Source organism: Streptacidiphilus sp. MAP12-33 (assembly GCF_041261265.1).
GTDB lineage: Bacteria > Actinomycetota > Actinomycetes > Streptomycetales > Streptomycetaceae > Streptacidiphilus.
Window position 1 is genome coordinate 21,923 of record NZ_JBGCCA010000007.1, and the last position, 15,570, is coordinate 37,492.

Annotated in this window: 16 protein-coding genes; 10 read left to right on the forward strand and 6 right to left on the reverse strand. The window is 73.9% G+C overall.

The genetic code is table 11. From position 1 onward, the window contains the following. The first annotated feature begins 99 nt into the window (after window positions 1-99). Window positions 100-747, forward strand: coding sequence for a LysE family translocator (locus ABH931_RS09280; RefSeq protein WP_370111724.1), 648 nt, complete (start codon window positions 100-102; stop codon window positions 745-747). 77 nt (window positions 748-824) lie between these two features. On the opposite strand, the gene ABH931_RS09285 is transcribed toward ABH931_RS09280, so the two are convergent. Further along, window positions 825-1,226 carry a ribonuclease domain-containing protein gene (locus tag ABH931_RS09285; RefSeq protein ID WP_370111726.1) on the reverse strand — a complete coding sequence of 134 codons (402 nt, stop codon included), beginning with the start codon at window positions 1,224-1,226 and terminating at the stop codon, window positions 825-827. Window positions 1,227-1,428: 202 nt separating this feature from the next. Here ABH931_RS09285 and ABH931_RS09290 point away from each other — a divergent pair, with 202 nt between their 5' ends. The 3 genes from ABH931_RS09290 to ABH931_RS09300 all read left to right on the forward strand — a co-directional run bounded on the left by ABH931_RS09290 (window position 1,429) and on the right by ABH931_RS09300 (window position 2,360). After that, window positions 1,429-1,656, forward strand: coding sequence for a hypothetical protein (locus ABH931_RS09290; RefSeq protein ID WP_370111728.1), 228 nt, complete (start codon window positions 1,429-1,431; stop codon window positions 1,654-1,656). Window positions 1,657-1,732: 76 nt separating this feature from the next. Further along, a complete protein-coding gene (locus ABH931_RS09295) occupies window positions 1,733-1,981 on the forward strand; it encodes a hypothetical protein (protein WP_370111730.1) in 249 nt (82 codons plus the stop codon). Window positions 1,982-2,177: 196 nt separating this feature from the next. Continuing rightward, window positions 2,178-2,360 carry a DUF6011 domain-containing protein gene (locus ABH931_RS09300; protein ID WP_370111732.1) on the forward strand — a complete coding sequence of 61 codons (183 nt, stop codon included), beginning with the start codon at window positions 2,178-2,180 and terminating at the stop codon, window positions 2,358-2,360. Window positions 2,361-2,552: 192 nt separating this feature from the next. Here the strand turns inward: ABH931_RS09300 and ABH931_RS09305 are convergent, their stop codons facing one another. Both ABH931_RS09305 and ABH931_RS09310 read right to left on the reverse strand, forming a co-directional pair. Continuing rightward, complete coding sequence (locus tag ABH931_RS09305) at window positions 2,553-3,962, reverse strand: GntP family permease (RefSeq protein ID WP_370111733.1); 1,410 nt, start codon at window positions 3,960-3,962, stop codon at window positions 2,553-2,555. Continuing rightward, complete coding sequence (locus ABH931_RS09310; protein WP_370111734.1) at window positions 3,959-4,516, reverse strand: gluconokinase; 558 nt, start codon at window positions 4,514-4,516, stop codon at window positions 3,959-3,961. Before ABH931_RS09310 ends, ABH931_RS09305 begins: the two co-directional genes overlap by 4 nt. A 120-nt stretch (window positions 4,517-4,636) precedes the next feature. Here ABH931_RS09310 and ABH931_RS09315 point away from each other — a divergent pair, with 120 nt between their 5' ends. Further along, window positions 4,637-5,332 (forward strand): FadR/GntR family transcriptional regulator, encoded by a 696-nt coding sequence (locus ABH931_RS09315; RefSeq protein ID WP_370111735.1) that lies wholly within the window; start codon window positions 4,637-4,639, stop codon window positions 5,330-5,332. A 377-nt stretch (window positions 5,333-5,709) separates the two neighbouring features. Next, complete coding sequence (aspS, locus tag ABH931_RS09320; RefSeq protein WP_370111737.1) at window positions 5,710-7,032, forward strand: aspartate--tRNA(Asn) ligase; 1,323 nt, start codon at window positions 5,710-5,712, stop codon at window positions 7,030-7,032. On the opposite strand, the gene ABH931_RS09325 is transcribed toward aspS, so the two are convergent. Beyond that, the gene (locus tag ABH931_RS09325) at window positions 7,022-8,365 is read right to left on the reverse strand and encodes an MFS transporter (protein WP_370111739.1); all 1,344 of its coding nucleotides are present in this window, start codon (window positions 8,363-8,365) and stop codon (window positions 7,022-7,024) included. The genes aspS and ABH931_RS09325 overlap by 11 nt on opposite strands. 84 nt (window positions 8,366-8,449) lie before the next feature. Between ABH931_RS09325 and ABH931_RS09330 the strand changes: the two genes are divergently transcribed. From ABH931_RS09330 to ABH931_RS09345, 4 genes are all read left to right on the forward strand, one after another. After that, complete coding sequence (locus ABH931_RS09330) at window positions 8,450-8,947, forward strand: ArsR/SmtB family transcription factor (protein ID WP_370111741.1); 498 nt, start codon at window positions 8,450-8,452, stop codon at window positions 8,945-8,947. A 118-nt stretch (window positions 8,948-9,065) separates the two neighbouring features. After that, the gene (locus ABH931_RS09335) at window positions 9,066-9,269 is read left to right on the forward strand and encodes a hypothetical protein (RefSeq protein ID WP_370111743.1); all 204 of its coding nucleotides are present in this window, start codon (window positions 9,066-9,068) and stop codon (window positions 9,267-9,269) included. Further along, window positions 9,259-9,519, forward strand: coding sequence for a hypothetical protein (locus ABH931_RS09340; RefSeq protein WP_370111745.1), 261 nt, complete (start codon window positions 9,259-9,261; stop codon window positions 9,517-9,519). The genes ABH931_RS09335 and ABH931_RS09340 overlap by 11 nt, the downstream gene beginning before the upstream one ends. A 15-nt stretch (window positions 9,520-9,534) precedes the next feature. Further along, on the forward strand, window positions 9,535-9,801 hold the full coding sequence (locus ABH931_RS09345; RefSeq protein ID WP_370111746.1) for a hypothetical protein: 267 nt from the start codon (window positions 9,535-9,537) through the stop codon (window positions 9,799-9,801). Window positions 9,802-9,816: 15 nt separating this feature from the next. Here the strand turns inward: ABH931_RS09345 and ABH931_RS09350 are convergent, their stop codons facing one another. Beyond that, window positions 9,817-14,502, reverse strand: coding sequence for a hypothetical protein (locus ABH931_RS09350; RefSeq protein WP_370111747.1), 4,686 nt, complete (start codon window positions 14,500-14,502; stop codon window positions 9,817-9,819). Between the two features lie 47 nt (window positions 14,503-14,549). Further along, on the reverse strand, window positions 14,550-15,425 hold the full coding sequence (locus ABH931_RS09355; protein WP_370111749.1) for a hypothetical protein: 876 nt from the start codon (window positions 15,423-15,425) through the stop codon (window positions 14,550-14,552). Window positions 15,426-15,570: the final 145 nt, after the last annotated feature.

A 15,570-nucleotide genomic window follows, 5' to 3' on the forward strand; every position in this document is an offset into this window, starting at 1 on the left:
ACCGGAGCATTGACGGGGTGCTCGCAGGCTGCGCCACCCGCCCGCCCGAAGCTCACGATCGACGCCGCGAACTCGCTCGCATAGCGGCAGGATAGGGCGATGAGCATCTCCTCCGCCGTCGCATCGTTCGCCGTCGTCGCGGGCCTGCTGACGCTGATACCCGGCCTCGACACGGCTCTCGTCCTGCGCAGCACCGCCGGCGGGGGCCGGGCCCACGGGTTCGCGACCGCGCTCGGCATCAACACCGGCGCCCTGCTGTGGGGCGCGGCGGCGGCCGGCGGCGCGACGGCGGTCCTGACGGTCTCCCAGGACGCCTACCTCGCCCTGCGGCTCGTGGGCGCGGGCTACCTGCTGTGGATGGGCGTCGGCATGCTCCGCGCCCTGCGCCGCAGGGCGTCCCTCGCGGACGCCCTGCCGGGGGCCCGGGCGACGACGCTGCGAGGCGCCTACCGGCGCGGCCTGACGACCAATCTGCTCAACCCCAAGATCGGCGTCTTCTACACCGCGATGCTCCCGCAGTTCATCCCCCCGCACGCCCCGCACCTGGCCATGGGCCTGCTGCTGGCCCTGGTCCACGACGCCGAGGGCCTCACCTGGTTCACCCTGCTCATCCTCGCCGCCGACCGCCTCCGCGGCCTGCTGCGCCACCTGCGCGTCAGCCGCGCCACGGCCCGCCGCACCCTCGACGCGGCGACCGGCACCGTCCTCATCGCCTTCGGCCTCGACCTCGCCCTGGCCGACCGCTGACACGGACGTGGCCCTGAGCCACGCACCCTGGGGCCCGGCGGCGGGGGTGTCCGCCGGGCCCGTCCGGGGAGCGGCGCTCAGCAGGTGAAGTCGATCTGCTCGAACGTCGCGTAGTGGTCGTCGGTGTAGTAGTCGATCTGGTCCGGCACGTCCACGACGATGCGGCGGGTGCCGCGGGTCCGGCTGCCCGGCGTCACCACGGTGTACTCGTGGTAGTAGCCGTAGGGCTCGCTCGGCAGGACGCCCTCGTTGTTGGAGAAGACCGTGTCGTCCTGGCTGTACGGGTAGGGCCCGCCCTGGGCGATCAGGTTCAGGGTGTCGTCGGCCTGCGACGGCAGCGCGGTCTGACAGACCGTGCCGCTGACGTCGGCGTGCGCGCTGGCGGCGGGCAGCAGGACGGGACCGGTGGCGGCGAGGACGCCGACAGCGAGGACGAGGACCGTGTTGCGCGTGCTCAACGCGCGTAGAGAGATGCTCATGCCAAAGAGTCTCCGGGGCGAACGGGGGCAACTGGAAGAGAGCATGACATCTCTTCACAACCTGTTCGCCTTGGAACATCTGACCTAGCAGAAGATGTCGCGCGGGTGACGCGCGTAGCGCGAGCGACGACGCCGACGCGCGCCGCACGGGCGTCCGGACGACACTGGAGAGGCATGATCGACCACGTCCGAGGAGCGGCCCATGCTCGCGATCTTCCTGTTCCTGTTGCTGATCGCGGTCGTGTGCGGATTCCTCGGAGCGATCGTCAAGGGCCTGTTCTGGCTGCTGATCATCGGCTGCGTGGTCTTCGTGGTGGCCGTCCTCTTCGTCGGCCTGCGCCTCGGCCGCCGCCTCGGGCGCCGCGACGCCGCCCGGAGGGAGGCGAAGGCGGCGAAGGCCGCCGAGCCCCAGGGCCCCACGCAGCCCTGAGGCGGGAGCCGTCAGCCCTGGGCCCTGAGCCGGAAACCCTTTGCCCCGGACGGACCCCCGTCCCGACTCTGGCTGCATGCTGGGACTCGTCACCACCGACAACGAAGCCCTCGTCTCGTGCCTGGGCGACCCGCAACGCACCGTCCCCGGGTTCCACGAGCTGTTGCGCCGCGGGGCGGCCGCGCTCGACGCGATCCGCGCAGGCCTGCACGCGGGTGACGCCGCCGTCCGCGAGGGCTGCTGCCGGCTGCTCGACCACCCGGTCACCCGCACTGCGTCATCTGGCCGAGGACCCGGACCCCCGGGTCCGTGCGCGAGCGGCTGAGCTCGTCGGGCGCTTCGTGCACCACGACGGGGCGCGCGACCGAGGCGCTGCGGCGCTCGTGCGCAGAGGACCCGAGCCCGGCGGTCCGCAGAAGGCGGGCTGGTACGCCCCCGGCGGCACCATCCACGCCCGCACCCGCCCGCGCGCCGCGAGGTAGCCGGGACGCGTGTCGGTCCCCACCCCTACGCTGGGGCCTGTGAAGGATGACGCGCTGATCCCGGTCTCCGCGGTCGAGGAGTCGGTAGTGCGCTGCACGGGCTGTGGCCGCCCCCTGCGCGACGCCGCCTCGCGGGCCCGCGGCCACGGCCCGGTCTGCACCGAACTGCGCCTGCCCGAGCCCCCGCGCGGCCGCCAGCAGGAGACCCTCCCGGGCCTGTGAGGCGGCGGTGACGACGCGGGCGGTCCGGGGCTCGTCAGCCCCGGACCGCCCGGACCACGCAAGAGAGCGGGTCGCTCTGCTTTGAGCTACAGCCCCATGAAGTGGAGCTGGGAGGACTCGCACGCTCCATCTACCCGCTCGTTCTCCAGCCTCACACACATCCCCGCGGTCCGCATCCGGAGCAGCGGGCGACTAGAGCACCAGGCCCAACGGCAGGATGAGCAGGATCGCGGTCACCGAGATCACGGTCTCCATCACCGACCAGGACTTGATCGTCTGGCCGACGCTCATCCCGAAATACTCCTTGACCAGCCAGAAGCCCGCGTCGTTCACATGGCTGAAGAAGAGCGAGCCCGCGCCGACGGCCAGGACCAGCAAGGCGGTGTGGGTCGTGGACATCCCCACCGCCAGCGGGGAGACGATGCCCGCCGCGGTGATCGTCGCGACCGTCGCCGAGCCGGTGGCGAGGCGGATCAGGACCGCGATGAGCCAGCCCAGCAGCAGGGCGGAGATGTGCAGCTTGTCCGCCCAGGAGCTGATCGCGTCGCCGACGCCCACGTCGACCAGCGTCTGCTTGAAGCCGCCGCCCGCGCCGACGATGAAGACGATGCCGGCGATCGGGGCCAGCGACTTCTCCACGACACCCGAGATCCGCTCCTTGGTGAAGCCGGCGCCCCGGCCCAGGGTGAACATCGCGACCAGGACCGACAGCAGCAGCGCGATCAGCGGCGAACCGACGAAGTCGAAGGCCCGCTGCACCCCGGCCGCGGGGTTGTCGACGACCACGTCGACCAGCGCCTTGGCCAGCATCAGGACGACCGGCAGCAGGATCGTGCCCAGCACCGCGCCGAACGCGGGGGTGTGCTCCGGCCGCTGGGAGGCGTCCTCGCCCGGCAGGGTGCGGGTGGGGATCTCCAAGGGGCCGACCCAGCGCTCGGCGACACGGGCGAACAGGGGGCCCGCGATCACCAGCGTGGGTATGCCGACCAGCAGGCCCAGCGCGAGAGTGACGCCGAGGTCGGCGTGGAGCGCGGAGACCGCAACCAGCGGGCCCGGGTGCGGCGGGACCAGGCCGTGCAGGACGGAGAGGCCGGCCAGGGCCGGGATGCCGACCCGCAGCACGGGGACGTTGCCGCGGCGGGCCACCAGCAGCACGATCGGGATCAGCAGCACGACGCCGATCTCGAAGAAGAGCGGCAGGCCGAGCACCGCGGCGATCAGCGCCATCGCCCAGGGCAGCGTCCTCTTGCTGGAGCGCGCCAGTACGGTGTCGGCGACGACGGTCGCGCCGCCGGAGTCCGCGAGCAGCTTGCCGAGCATCGCACCGAGCCCGATCAGCAGGCCGACGCTGGTGACGGTGGCGCCGAAGCCGGTGGCGAAGCTGGCGGTCAACTTGTCCAGCGGCGCACCCGCGACGGCCGCCAGGACCATCGAGCCGAGGGTGAGTGCCAGGAACGGGTGCAGTCGCAAGCGGGTGATCAGGGCGACGATCACGGCGATGCCGAGCAGCGCCGCGAGCAGCAGCTGCGCCTGACTGCCGCTGTGGGTGAGCGCGGGTGGGGCCGCGTCGGCGAGGTGGAGAACGGGCAGGGTGGTGCTCACGCGAGGTCTCCGTTGACTGGCCGTGGCAGCAGGGCCACGGCGGACTCGACGAGGGTTTCGGGGGTGGGGCCGACGTCCAGCACCGCGCCGTTCTCGTCCGCGCCGAGCGGTTCGAGGATGGCGAGCTGGGAGTCGAGCATCTGCGCCTTCATGAAGTGGCCGCTGCGGTGCGCGAGCCGCTCCTCGACCAGTGCGTTCGCGCCGGTCAGGTGCAGGAAGAAGGCGTCCGGGCAGGCTTCGCGCAGCAGGTCGCGGTAGCCGCGCTTGAGCGCCGAGCAGGTGACGACTCCCCCGGTGTCCTCGGCGACCCGCTCGGCGAGCCAGGCTCCCAGCGCCCTGAGCCAGGGCTCGCGGTCTTGGTCGTCCAGGGGATGCCCGGCGGCCATCTTGGCGATGTTGGCAGCGGGGTGGAAGTCGTCCGCCTCCCCGTAGGGCAGTCCGAGACGGGCCGCGAGGGCCTGGGCGACGGTGGTCTTGCCGACCCCGGCCACGCCCATCACCACGATGGCCGGGGCCTGGCCGGCCGGCGGCTGGATCTCGACGTTGAGAGCCATGCTTGGTGCTCCGTTCTGTCCGGTCGCCCCTGAGTGTCATCCAAAGGTATGACTTAATCAAGCCGCTCAAACTCAAAAGTCATATCTATGGCACAGCGCCCCGGCCTCTAACCTGGACGGATGGACATCCAGGGCCTGCCGGGCCGTCTCCTCGCCGACCTCGGTCCCTCGATCGCCTCGGGTGAGCTCCCGGAGGGGTCGGTGCTGCGCATCGAGGAGCTGGAGAGCCGCTACGGCGTCTCGCGCACGGTCGTGCGCGAGACGGTGCGGATGCTGGAGTCCATGCGCCTGGTCGCCTCCCGGCGACGGGTCGGGGTGACCGTCCGGCCCAAGTCCGACTGGGACGTCTTCAACCCCACCGTGATCGCCTGGCGACTGGCCGGCGCCGACCGCGCGGCGCAGCTGCGCTCCCTCGGCTCGCTCCGCGTCGCGGTCGAACCCGCGGCGGCGGCGCTCGCGGCCCGGGAGGCCACGGACGACCAGCGGCGCGCCCTCAGCGCGCTGGCGATGGAGATGACCATGACGGGCCGGGCCGGGGACCTTGTGTCCTTCCTCCGCCACGACGCCGACTTCCACGCCACGGTGCTCCAGGCCTCGGGCAACGAGATGTTCGCCCACCTGGGCGCGACGGTCGAGGCGGTCCTGCGCGGCCGCACCGAGCACCACCTGATGCCGCACCATCCGCAGGAGTACGCGGTCCAGCTCCACCGCGAGGTCGCCGAGGCGATCACCGCGGGCGACGCGACCGCGGCGGAACGCGCGATGCGCTCGATCGTCGCGGGCGCGCTGGAGGAGCTGGACACGGTGCTGGATTGATCCCCGGTCGCAGCCCCGCCCGCTCCGCCGAAAACGCGTTGCCCGCCACGTGCGAGCGCACGTAACCTCGCCGGAACGCGTCGACGGAGACGAGTAGTCACCGGAAGCGGGCAGGTCGGAGAGAGCCGCCGGAAGCTGAGAAGGCGGACCTGCCCCCGGTGGTGAAGACCCTCCCGAGCGCGGGGAGGAACGGCCGAGCCCGCAGGGCTCAGCCCAATGCCCCGCCGGCCGGCCCCCGTCACCGGGCCGCATCGAGGCCGCCGTCACCCGGCGGCGGCGAAAGTGCGGTGGCACCGCGAGTCCCCTTCTCGCCCGCACTCCCAAGGGATCACCCAAGCACTCAGCAGAGGTTTGCGATGATCTCCCCCACTTCCCCCATGCCCGCCACGTCGGTACCGGCGTCCCGTACGCTCGCCGCCGAGCTGCCCGGCCTGACTGGCCGTCAGGTGACGCTCCACGGCTGGCTGCACCGCACCCGCAGCCTCAAGGCCCTCGACTTCCTCGTCCTGCGCGACCGCTCCGGACTGGCGCAGGTCGTCGTCACCGACCCGGCGGAACGTGCGCTGGCCGCCCGCCTGCCCGAGGAGAGCGTCCTGGAGGTGACCGGCCTGGCGACGGCGAGTGCGCAGGCACCCGGCGGCGTCGAGGTGACGTCCCCGCGGTTCACCGTGGTCAGCACACCCGAGGCGGCACCGCCGTTCGACCTGTTCCGCCCGTCCGTGCCGGCAGGGCTGCCGACCGTCCTCGACCACGCCCCCGTCACGCTGCGCCACCCGCGCCTGCGCGCCCCGCACGCGATCGCGGCGGCGTCCATCGCGGGCTTCCGGGCGACGCTGGACGGGTTGGGCTTCACCGAGATCCACACGCCCAAGGTGGTGGACTCGGCCACCGAGTCGGGGGCGGACGTCTTCGCACTGGACTGGTTCGGCTCGCCCGCGTACCTCGCGCAGTCGCCGCAGTTCTTCAAGCAGACGATGGTCGGCGTCTTCGAGCGGGTCTACGAGACCGGCCCGGTGTTCCGGGCCGAGCCGCACGACACCGCCCGGCATCTGGCGCAGTACACCTCGCTCGACGCGGAGTTGGGCTTCATCGCCGACCACCGCGAGGTGATGGACGTGGTCCGGCAGGTGCTGGCCGGGATGACGGCGGCGGTGCGGGAGCGGGCGGGTGAGGCGTGCGGGGTCCTCGACGTCGCGCTGCCGCAGGTGCCCGAGCGCATCCCGGAGATCCACTTCGCACAGGCGCAGGAGCTGCTGGCCGAGCACACCGAAGAAGACCCGCGCGGCGAGCCCGACCTCGCGCCCGCGCACGAAAGGTGGCTGTCGGCGTGGGCGCTGCGCGAGTACGGCAGCGAGTTCCTCTTCGTGACCGGCTACCCCATGGCCAAGCGCCCGTTCTACACCCACCCCGAGCCGGAGCGGCCGCAGTACTCACGCAGCTTCGACCTGCTCTTCCGCGGGCTGGAGCTGATCACGGGCGGCCAGCGCCTGCACCGCCACGAGGACTACCTGCACGCCCTGGCCGCGCGCGGCGAGTCCCCCGAGCCGTACGCGGGTTACCTCGCGGCGTTCCGGCACGGCATGCCGCCGCACGGCGGCTTCGCCCTCGGCCTGGAACGCTGGACGGCCCGGCTCACCGGCGCCGACAACATCCGCCTGGCTACCCTCTTCCCCCGCGACCTGCACCGGCTCACACCCTGACGGGATCCTCTCCGTCCGGGGCTCCCGGCGCGAACTGCCCGTCGGCGTCCGCGTCGACGTCGACGTCGACGGGCAGTTCGCGCAGCGTGCGCAGCGTGCGCAGCGGGGAGAGGAAGACGGGCAGGAAGGCCAGCGTCCCGCCGACGCCGGCGACGAGGAGGGTGGCGCGCACGCCGATCGCGGTGCCGAGGACGCCGCCGAGGAGTCCGCCGAGCGGCAGGGTGCCCCACACCAGGAACCGCATGGTCGCGTTCATCCGGCCGAGCAGGCCCGGCGGGCACAGGGCCTGACGCATGCTCACCTGGGTGACGTTGTAGACGACGATGCCGCACCACATGACCAGCTGGGCCGCGGCCAGCAGGCCCAGCGTCCAGTCGCGGTGCACGAACGGCGCGACGAGCCCGCACGGGCCGGCGAGGGCGATCGGCACCCAGATGGCACGCCCCTGCCCGAGGCGCGCCGCCACCCGGGCCGCGCACAGCGCGCCCGCCAGTCCGCCGATCGAGGCCGTCGAGGTGAGCAGTCCGATGACGCCGGCCGACAGGCGCAGCTCGCGGGCGAGGAGGACGTAGAAGACGGCACCGGCCATCGACGCGAACAGGTTCGCCGTGGCCGTGCACGCCGCGATCGCGCGCAGCACGGGATGCCGGAGCACGAAGCGCAGGCCCTCGCCGATCTCGCGCGCCAGATGGCGCTCCGCGCTCCGCTCGGGCCGGGGCGAGGGGGTGCGGATCGCGGCGACCCACCCCGCCGACCACAGGAAGCTGAGCGCGTCGACCAGCACCGCGTAGGGCGCTCCGAGCGCCTGGATCAGCAGTCCGCCGACGCCGGGCCCGACGATCTGGCTGACCGACTCGCTGGCCTGGAGCTTGGCGTTGCCCTCGACCAGCTGCTCCCGCTCGACCAGCTGGGGGAGGTAGGACTGGTAGGCCACGTCGAAGAAGACGGTGCTCACGCCCGTGGCGAGGCCGACGACGTAGAGCTGGCCCATGTCCAGCACGCCGAGCCACGCCGCGAGCGGCACCCACGCCAGCAGCACGGCGCGCGCGGCGTCGCCCGCGACGAGGACCGAGCGGAACCGCATCCGTTCCACCCAGGCCCCTGCCGGAAGCCCCACGAGGACGAAGGCGGCCGTCTCGCAGGCGGTGAGCAGCCCGACCTGGAAGGTGGAGGCGTGCAGGGCCAGCACCGCGACCAGGGGTAGCGCCAACTGACTGACGGTGCTGCCGAACTGACTGACGCTCTCGCCGATCCACAGGCGCCGGAAGTCGCGGTGCCGCCAGAGGCGGCCAGGGGGCGTGGCGGGGCCCGCGGGCGCCGTGGCGGAAGTCATGGCGACCACGGTCGCGCGAGTGATTGGGTTATGTCAATCACTTTCCTCCGCTCCGCCCGCGCCGGCTCCCGTACCCTGCTGACCATGACCGAACGCAGGCCGGCGACGGACGAGGAGGCCAAGGCCCTCGCCAGCTCCCTCCGGCTGCGCATCCTGCGCGTCTGCCTGAGCGAGGCCCGCACCAACAAGGAGATCGCCGCCGTGCTCGGCCGCGACCCGGCCAGCGTGCTGCACCACACCAGAACGCTCGTCCGCACCGGCTTCCTGGAGGCCCAGGCCGAGCGGCGCGGTGCGCGCGGCGCCCGCGAGATCCCCTACCTGGCCACCCGCAAGTCCTGGCAGTTGGAGATGCCCGGGCGCGACCGCGCCCTGCTGGACACGTTCCTGGAAGAGCTCGCGCTGGCCCCCGCCGCCGAGGTCGACACCTCCCGGCTCGGACTGCGGCTCTCCCCCGCGGACATGGCGGAGTTCCGAACCCGTCTGTCCGACCTGCTGGAGGAGTTCGCCGCCCGTCCCGACGACCCGGCGGCACCGGCCTGGTCGCTCTTCGTCGCGCTGCACCCCGACCCCAACCGGCCCTGAGTCAGGCCCCTTCGGGGTCTGCGACCGCTCGTACGCTCACTCGATCGGCCGAGCCTCGACCCGGTAGGGTCCGGGTAGCCTGCGGGAGGCAGGGACACGGCGGCCTGGGGAGGGCCAAGTGAGTCAGCCGGGTATGGAGCTGGAACCCGACGAGGCGCAGGCGCTGCGCGCCTGGGCCGCGGACGAGCGGGCCAGGGCGGACAGCCTGGCCGCCGCGCTGGAGCAGATCGCGGCCAACGGCCTGCCGACGGACGAGGAGTGCGTGGCCTGGGAGGAGATCCGCGAGCTGGCGCTGGCGAGGCTCGACGGCCGTGTCCCGTAGGCTCCGGCGCCGTCCGGCACAGATCCGGTTCACCGAGGGCGCCCGCAAGCAGGTCGACGCGCTGACGGACGCGGAGGAGGTGCGCCGACTCGACCGCGCGCTCAACGAGCTGGCGATCGACCCGGAGATGGGCGTGCCGACGCGTTTCCCCCTGATCCGCGACTACCGCAACGACTCCGAGGGTGTACGCGTCATCTACTCCGTATCGGTGCTGCGTTCGGCCATCCTGGTCGCGTACGTGGAGGCGTAGGAGGCAGGCGAGGTCATGGCACGTGTTCCCGACGAGTCGCGAAGGGCGAGGGTGCGACTGGTGCTCGCCCTCGCGTTCACACTGGTGGCGCTGGTCTTCACGTTCTTCTGTTCCCTCGGCCACGCGTCGACCGTGGGCTGGGCGCTGACGGTGACGGTGGTCGGGGTGTTCCTCACCACCTGGTTCGGCCTCGACGTGTGGATCACCCAGCGCGCCAGCCGCGAACGCCTCCACGGCTCCGGCGGCATAGGGCCCATGACCGGCGCGAAGCGCCCCCGCTGAGGCCCGCCTGCGGCGTTAGGGGCGGGCCGGCTCCGCCGCCTCCGCCGCCGACGCGTCCGCGCCGACGGGGTCGTCCTCCGGGCGGGGGCGGCGGAACACGCGGGTGGCGCTGACCGCGCCGTGGATCTCGGTCTCCTCCTCGTCGAGCCGGGGCAGGCCCGGGCGCAGGTGCTCCTCCACCGAGATGTACTTCAGGCCCGCGCGCAGGTCCGCGTCGTTGCGCAGGCGGATGATCAGCGGGAACTCCGCCAGCGCGGTCGTGTCGAACAGGCCGGTGGTGTAGATCAGCTGGACCCCGAGCGCGTCGGCGACCGCCCGCTGGAGCTCCAGCAGGTACGTCGCGTTCGCGCGCCCGATGGGGTTGTCGAGGAACAGCGTGCCCGCGTGGCGCAGCTTGGCCTGGCCGCGGTCGTTGGCGCGCAGCGCCGCCATCGTGCAGTACAGCGCGATGGCCGCGGTGAGCAGCTGACCGCCGGAGAACACGTCGGACATCTGACTGACCGACACCCGCTCGGCGCGCAGCACCGCGTCGGGCTTGAGGATCTCGACCATGACCCCGCGCGGCTCCAGCGCGGCGTGAACGCCGCGCAGCAGCAGGGACATGCCGTCGCGGCGGTTCCAGTCCACGGCCCCGGCCGCGGAGTTGGCGCCCTGACGCCTGACGGCGGCGCGCGTGGCCTCGTCGATGACCTCGCCCAGGCGCTCCGTCAGGACGGCCTGGTCGGGCTCCTCGAAGCGGATCCGGAGGAACTCCTGGCCCGACCACTCCCCCAGCCCCTCGGGCAGCCGGGAGAGGCGCTGGGCGGCGCGCAGCGTCGCGAGGGAGGACTCGACCAGCCCGCGCAGGCGGTCCACGATGCTCTCGCGGTTGCGCTCCAGCTGCTCCAGCTCGTCGGTGAGCACGCGCAGGCGCGGCGCGAAGGCAGCGGCCCACTGCGCGGCGTGCTCGGGCAGCACGGCGGCGGGCAGTTCGCGGATCTGCTGGCGGGCCGGGGTGCGGACCGCCTCGAAGCGGGTCGAGTTGGCGTGCCGGATCAGCGCGTCGCTCGCGTCGCGGACGGCGAGGTCGGCCGCCGACAGCTCGGCGCTGGCCGCGCGCAGGTGGCGGCGGGCGTCCGAGGCGGCATGCCGGGCCTCCGGCAGAGTGCCGGTGACAGGGGCGACGTGCTCTTCGTCCTCACCGTGGGCACCCTCGGCGGCGGGCTCGCGCAGGCCGTCGCGCAGCTGGGCCGTGGTCTCGTCGAACTCGGCGGCGGCGTGCTGCGCGGACTCCAGGGTGCGTTGCAGCTCGGCGTGGGCGGTCCGGCCCGCGTCCAGCGCGTCGCTGCGCTGCGCGAGCTCGGAGGTGGCGGCACGGAGCAGCTCACGGGCGTGCTCCTGGCCGGAGGGGACGAGCTCCTCGGGCAGCTCGGTGTGGGCCTCTCCGCTCGCGGGCGCGCTGCGCTCGGCGTCGCCGCGCAGGCGGCCCAGCTGCTCGCTGGCCGTCGAGGCACGGGCCTCGATCGTCTGCACCAGGTCCTCCGCGCGGCCGGCCGCGGCCTGGCGGGCGGGGCCGTCGGCGCCGTCGGGAGTGGAGAGCAGCTCGTCGGCGCGGGTGCGGACCTTGTTGGTGAGCCGGTCCAGCTCGGCGCGGGCGGAGGACTCGTCGCTCTCCGCGCGGGCCTGCTCGGCCCGCAGGTCGGCGCCGACGCCGACCTTCTCGTAGAGCTGGGCGGCCACCCGGTGGGCCTCGCGCAGTGCGGGCAGCGACGCGGTCGGGACGTCACCGGAGGCGTCGTCCAGGCCGTCCGGCAGGTCGGCGCTGGGGAGTTCGGCACGCTCGGCGCGCAGCGCGCGGACGGTGCGGCGGGCGTCGTCGGAGGCGCGCTGGGCGGCGCGGCGGTCCTCGTCGGCGGCCTGGGCCAGCTCGGTGCAGGCGTGCTGACGCAGCTCGGCCTGGCTGGTCTCGTCGGCGACCTCGCGCAGGCGGGCCGTCCAGGCGGAGCGCTCGCGCAGCCGGTAGGCGAGACCGGCCAGCGCGTCGGCGCGGCGGCGGGCCTGCTGGGCGGCCTCCAGCCGGGTCTCGCGCATCCGGGCGGCGTCGGCGCGCTCCTGCTCGGCCTCGTCGTGCAGGGCCCGGGCCGCGCCGCGCTCGGCGGAGGCGGCCTCCAGGGCCATCCGGGCGGCGTCGACGTCGAGGGCCAGCTCGGCCAGGCGGCCAGCCGGGCAGCCCGCGCGCCAGGAGGAGAGCCGGCCCACCAGCATCCGGTCCCCGCCGAGGCGGGCGGCGAGCTCGCGGATCTGCTCATCGCGGGCCCCGGCGCGGTCGCGCAGATGGCGGCGCTCCTCGTCAGCGGCTGACTCGTCGTGCATGGCCGGGTTCGGCGGCACCAGGAAGACACCGGTGTCGTCGCCCGGTTCCTGCGTGACCGGCCCGAGCAGCGCGGCGGAGGTGCCCACCGCGACGGCGGAGCGCGGAAGCAGCGCGGCGGCGGCCAGGATCTCCCGGGCGCGGACGAGGGAGGCCGGGTCGGTCACGATGACGCCGTCGACCAGCTGCGGGCGCGCGGCCAGAATGCGCTCGTGGTCCACCGGGTCCACGGACTGGGCCAGGTAGCGCCAGCCGGGCAGGGCCGGGACACCGTGCTCGCCGAGGTACTCGACGGTGGCCAGCACGTCGGGGCCGGGCGGCAGCAGCCCGCCGTCGCCGAGGGCGGCCAGGATGCGGGAGTCGTCGGCGGCCTGGGTGCGCAGGTCGAACAGGGTGCGCTCGGCGGTCGCCACGGCATGGTCGAGCTGCTCGCGCAGCGAGTCGGCGGCGGCATCGAGCTGCCGCGGCGTCAGCTCGCCGTCGGCGACGCCGAGCAGGGCGGTGATCCGCGGCTCGGCGGCCAGCAGGCTGAGCGTGTGCTCCTCCGTGGCGAGCGCCGTCTCGGCGGCGGCGAGGGCGTCCTGGGCGCGCGCGGCGGCCAGCTCGGCGCGGTTCTCGCGGGCGGAGGCCTCGCGGGCGCGCCCGGCGGCCTGCTCGGCGACGGCACGCGCCTCCTCCCAGGCGGCGCCCACGAGCTTCTCGGCGTCGGACGCCTCCAGGGCGGCACGGGCCGGGTCCACAGCCTCGGGGCTCTCGGAGTCCCCGCCGGCGGTGTCGATCCAGCCGGAGCGGACGGCCTGCTGGGTCTCCTGCTCGACCTCGGCGAGACGCTGGCGCAGGTGGTCACCCTCGGAGCGGGCCTTCTGCGCGGCGGTCACGGCGGCGGTGGCGTCGCGGCGGGCGGCCTCGCCCTGAGCCTGCAGCTCGTGCGCGCGGGACTCCTCGCTGTCGGCCCGCTCCTCGGCGGCCTCGGCAGCGGCCTCCAGCGCGCGGACCAGCGCGACGGCGGCCTTGGTGCGCGCGGCCAGCGCGGGTGCGGCGTCCCGCTCGGCCTCGCGGATCGCGGCGGAGACGCGGGCGGCCCGGTCGGCGGCAGCCCGGCTGCGCAGCACCAGCTCGGTGGCCTGCCAGGCGGAGTGGAGCGTGCGGGCCTCCAGCAGTTCGCGTCGCAGCCCGGCGGCGTCGGCCGTGGCGTCCGCCAGCGCGAGGCTCGCATGACGGTGCGTCAACTCGGCCGTGATCAGCGACTGCCGGGTGCGGGCCTCGTACGCCTCGGCCACGGCGTCGCCCGCGGCGGCGACCTGCTCCTCCAACTCCCCGGCGCGCCCCCGCTCCAGGCCCGCACGGGCGGACAGTGAGCGGGCCAGACGCCGGGTGCGCCGCTCGGCGGCACGGTGGCTCTCGCGCACGCCCTCGCGGGCGGTGGCGGCCTCGGCGATGCGGTGCAGCAGGTCGAGCGAGCCGCCGGTGAAGTCCCGCTCGGCCGTGAGCTCCGCGCGGCGGCCCAGCTTGCTGGCGAAGCCGTGGACCAGGTCGGCGAGCCCGTCGGTGTCGCGGGTGTCGGTGACGGCCCGCAGCAGCAGATCGGTGAAGTCCTTGTCGCTCTTGACCGCGAAGAGGCCGGCGGCCTCACCCTCGTCAGCGTTCATCTCGCGCTGGTAGCGGAAGAGTTCCGGGTCCAGGCCGAGGGCGCTCAGGTGCTCCGTCCAGCGCTCGTGGCCCTCCTCCCAGGTGACCTCCAGCTCCGGGGCGAGCTTGCCCGCCTCCATCAGCAGGTCGCGGAAGCCCTTCATGGTGCGGCGGCGCCCGCGGGCGCTGACCTTCGGCGCGTCCTGGCCGGGCGCGGGCATCAGCACGGCGCGCTCGGCGACGGGCAGCGAGTCCAGGCCGAGCGCCGGACCGGGCCGGAACGAGTACCACGCCTCGGCGAACTTGCGCGGGTCGGCGGAGACCTGGCGTCCGCGCCACTCGCTGACCTTGCCGACGACCACCGTCTCGCCGGTCAGCGTGTGCTGCCACTCCAGGGCGACGTGCCCGCAGTCGTCGGCCAGCAGGAACTTGCGCAGCACGCCGGAGCTCGCGCCACCGAGGGTGTTGCGGTGGCCCGGCAGCATCACCGAGAAGATCAGCTTGAGCAGCACCGACTTGCCGCCGCCGTTCTCCAGGAACAGCACACCGGCGGGCGCCGGGCGGCGCACCGGCCCGTTCTCCTCCTCGTCGAAGAACCCGGGCTGACGCGGCGCGGGATCGGGGACGGCATCGCCGACGCCGCTCAGGTCGAGCACGGTGTCGGCGTACCGCGCACCGGCAGGGCCGATGGAGTACAGGCGGACCCGGTTCAGCTCGTACATGGTGCGGCGGATCTCCGATCAGAGGGTCTTCAGGGGGCTGGAACGTCTTAGATGCTGTGGAACGGCAGGCCGGCGTCGGTGACCAGCTCGTCCGTGTCGTCCGGCGGCAGCAGCGAGGCGCTGCCGTCGGAGACCGGGACGACGCCGAGGGCCAGCAGCTCCGCCATCGCGGCACTGCCGGCCATGTCCCGCACCTGGAGCTGGTAGCGGGCGGTGGTGCGGTAGGTGCCGCCGGAGTCGTCCGAGGTCTTCTGCAGGAAGCCGGAGTCGACCAGGAACGAGACCGCCCTGCCGACGATGCCGATCGTCGAACCGGCCAGGCGCCGCGCGTCCTTGGTGGCACCGGTGGCACTGCGCCGGGCGTAGACACGCCAGGCCGCCTCCAGGCCGGGGGCGTCGCTGACCGGGTCGGTGTTGTCGCCCTCCAGGTCCGCCTGCTGCTCCAGCTTGCGGCAGGCCTGGCGCACGAACGCGTCGACGCCGTTGACCGTGATCCGGCCCAGGTAGCCGTCGTCGGCGAGGTCCTCCGGCCGCGGGAACGCCAGGGCGGCGACGGCGAGGTGCGCGAGGCCGTGCAGGAACCGGTCGGTGGACTCGGACGCGGCGCGGCGCGAGTACTCGCCCATCCGCACGGCGAACACGCTCTCCTCGTCGGCGGCCACGGCCATCCCCGCCCGGGCGGAGACCTCCAGCACGATCAGCCCGAGGCCGGTGGCCACGGCGTCCGCGAGCCGCGCGAAGGACGGATCGTCCCGGTAGCGCCGGATCAGCTCGGCGTACTCGGCGTCGCGCGCGGGCAGGAGCTTCGGCTGCACGCCGAAGCTCACGAGCCGGGAGGCGTCGGCGACGTCGGCAGGCGTGATCGGAGCGGGGCGCGACGAGGTCTCACTCGGGCTCGGTGCGTCGTACTCGTCGTCGATCATCGGTTCAGCTCCGGACTCAGGGACGTTGCAACTTCCACAGGGGCGCGAGGAACTCCGTGCCAAGCCACCCACCCACGTAGCGCGCCGAACGAGCAGGGCCATCCGCACAGGGTGGTCGCTCGCGCAGTTCCTCGCGCCCCTAGGT

Excerpts from the sequence above, each read along its gene's own strand:
- ABH931_RS09280 (WP_370111724.1), top strand. The coding sequence starts at position 100 with ATGAGCATCTCCTCCGCCGTCGCATCGTTCGCCGTCGTCGCGGGCCTG.
- ABH931_RS09285 (WP_370111726.1), bottom strand. The coding sequence starts at position 1,226 with ATGAGCATCTCTCTACGCGCGTTGAGCACGCGCAACACGGTCCTCGTC.
- ABH931_RS09290 (WP_370111728.1), top strand. The coding sequence starts at position 1,429 with ATGCTCGCGATCTTCCTGTTCCTGTTGCTGATCGCGGTCGTGTGCGGA.
- ABH931_RS09295 (WP_370111730.1), top strand. The coding sequence starts at position 1,733 with ATGCTGGGACTCGTCACCACCGACAACGAAGCCCTCGTCTCGTGCCTG.
- ABH931_RS09310 (WP_370111734.1), bottom strand. The coding sequence starts at position 4,516 with ATGGCTCTCAACGTCGAGATCCAGCCGCCGGCCGGCCAGGCCCCGGCC.
- ABH931_RS09315 (WP_370111735.1), top strand. The coding sequence starts at position 4,637 with ATGGACATCCAGGGCCTGCCGGGCCGTCTCCTCGCCGACCTCGGTCCC.
- aspS (WP_370111737.1), top strand. The coding sequence starts at position 5,710 with ATGCCCGCCACGTCGGTACCGGCGTCCCGTACGCTCGCCGCCGAGCTG.
- ABH931_RS09325 (WP_370111739.1), bottom strand. The coding sequence starts at position 8,365 with ATGACTTCCGCCACGGCGCCCGCGGGCCCCGCCACGCCCCCTGGCCGC.
- ABH931_RS09330 (WP_370111741.1), top strand. The coding sequence starts at position 8,450 with ATGACCGAACGCAGGCCGGCGACGGACGAGGAGGCCAAGGCCCTCGCC.
- ABH931_RS09345 (WP_370111746.1), top strand. The coding sequence starts at position 9,535 with ATGGCACGTGTTCCCGACGAGTCGCGAAGGGCGAGGGTGCGACTGGTG.
- ABH931_RS09350 (WP_370111747.1), bottom strand. The coding sequence starts at position 14,502 with ATGTACGAGCTGAACCGGGTCCGCCTGTACTCCATCGGCCCTGCCGGT.
- ABH931_RS09355 (WP_370111749.1), bottom strand. The coding sequence starts at position 15,425 with ATGATCGACGACGAGTACGACGCACCGAGCCCGAGTGAGACCTCGTCG.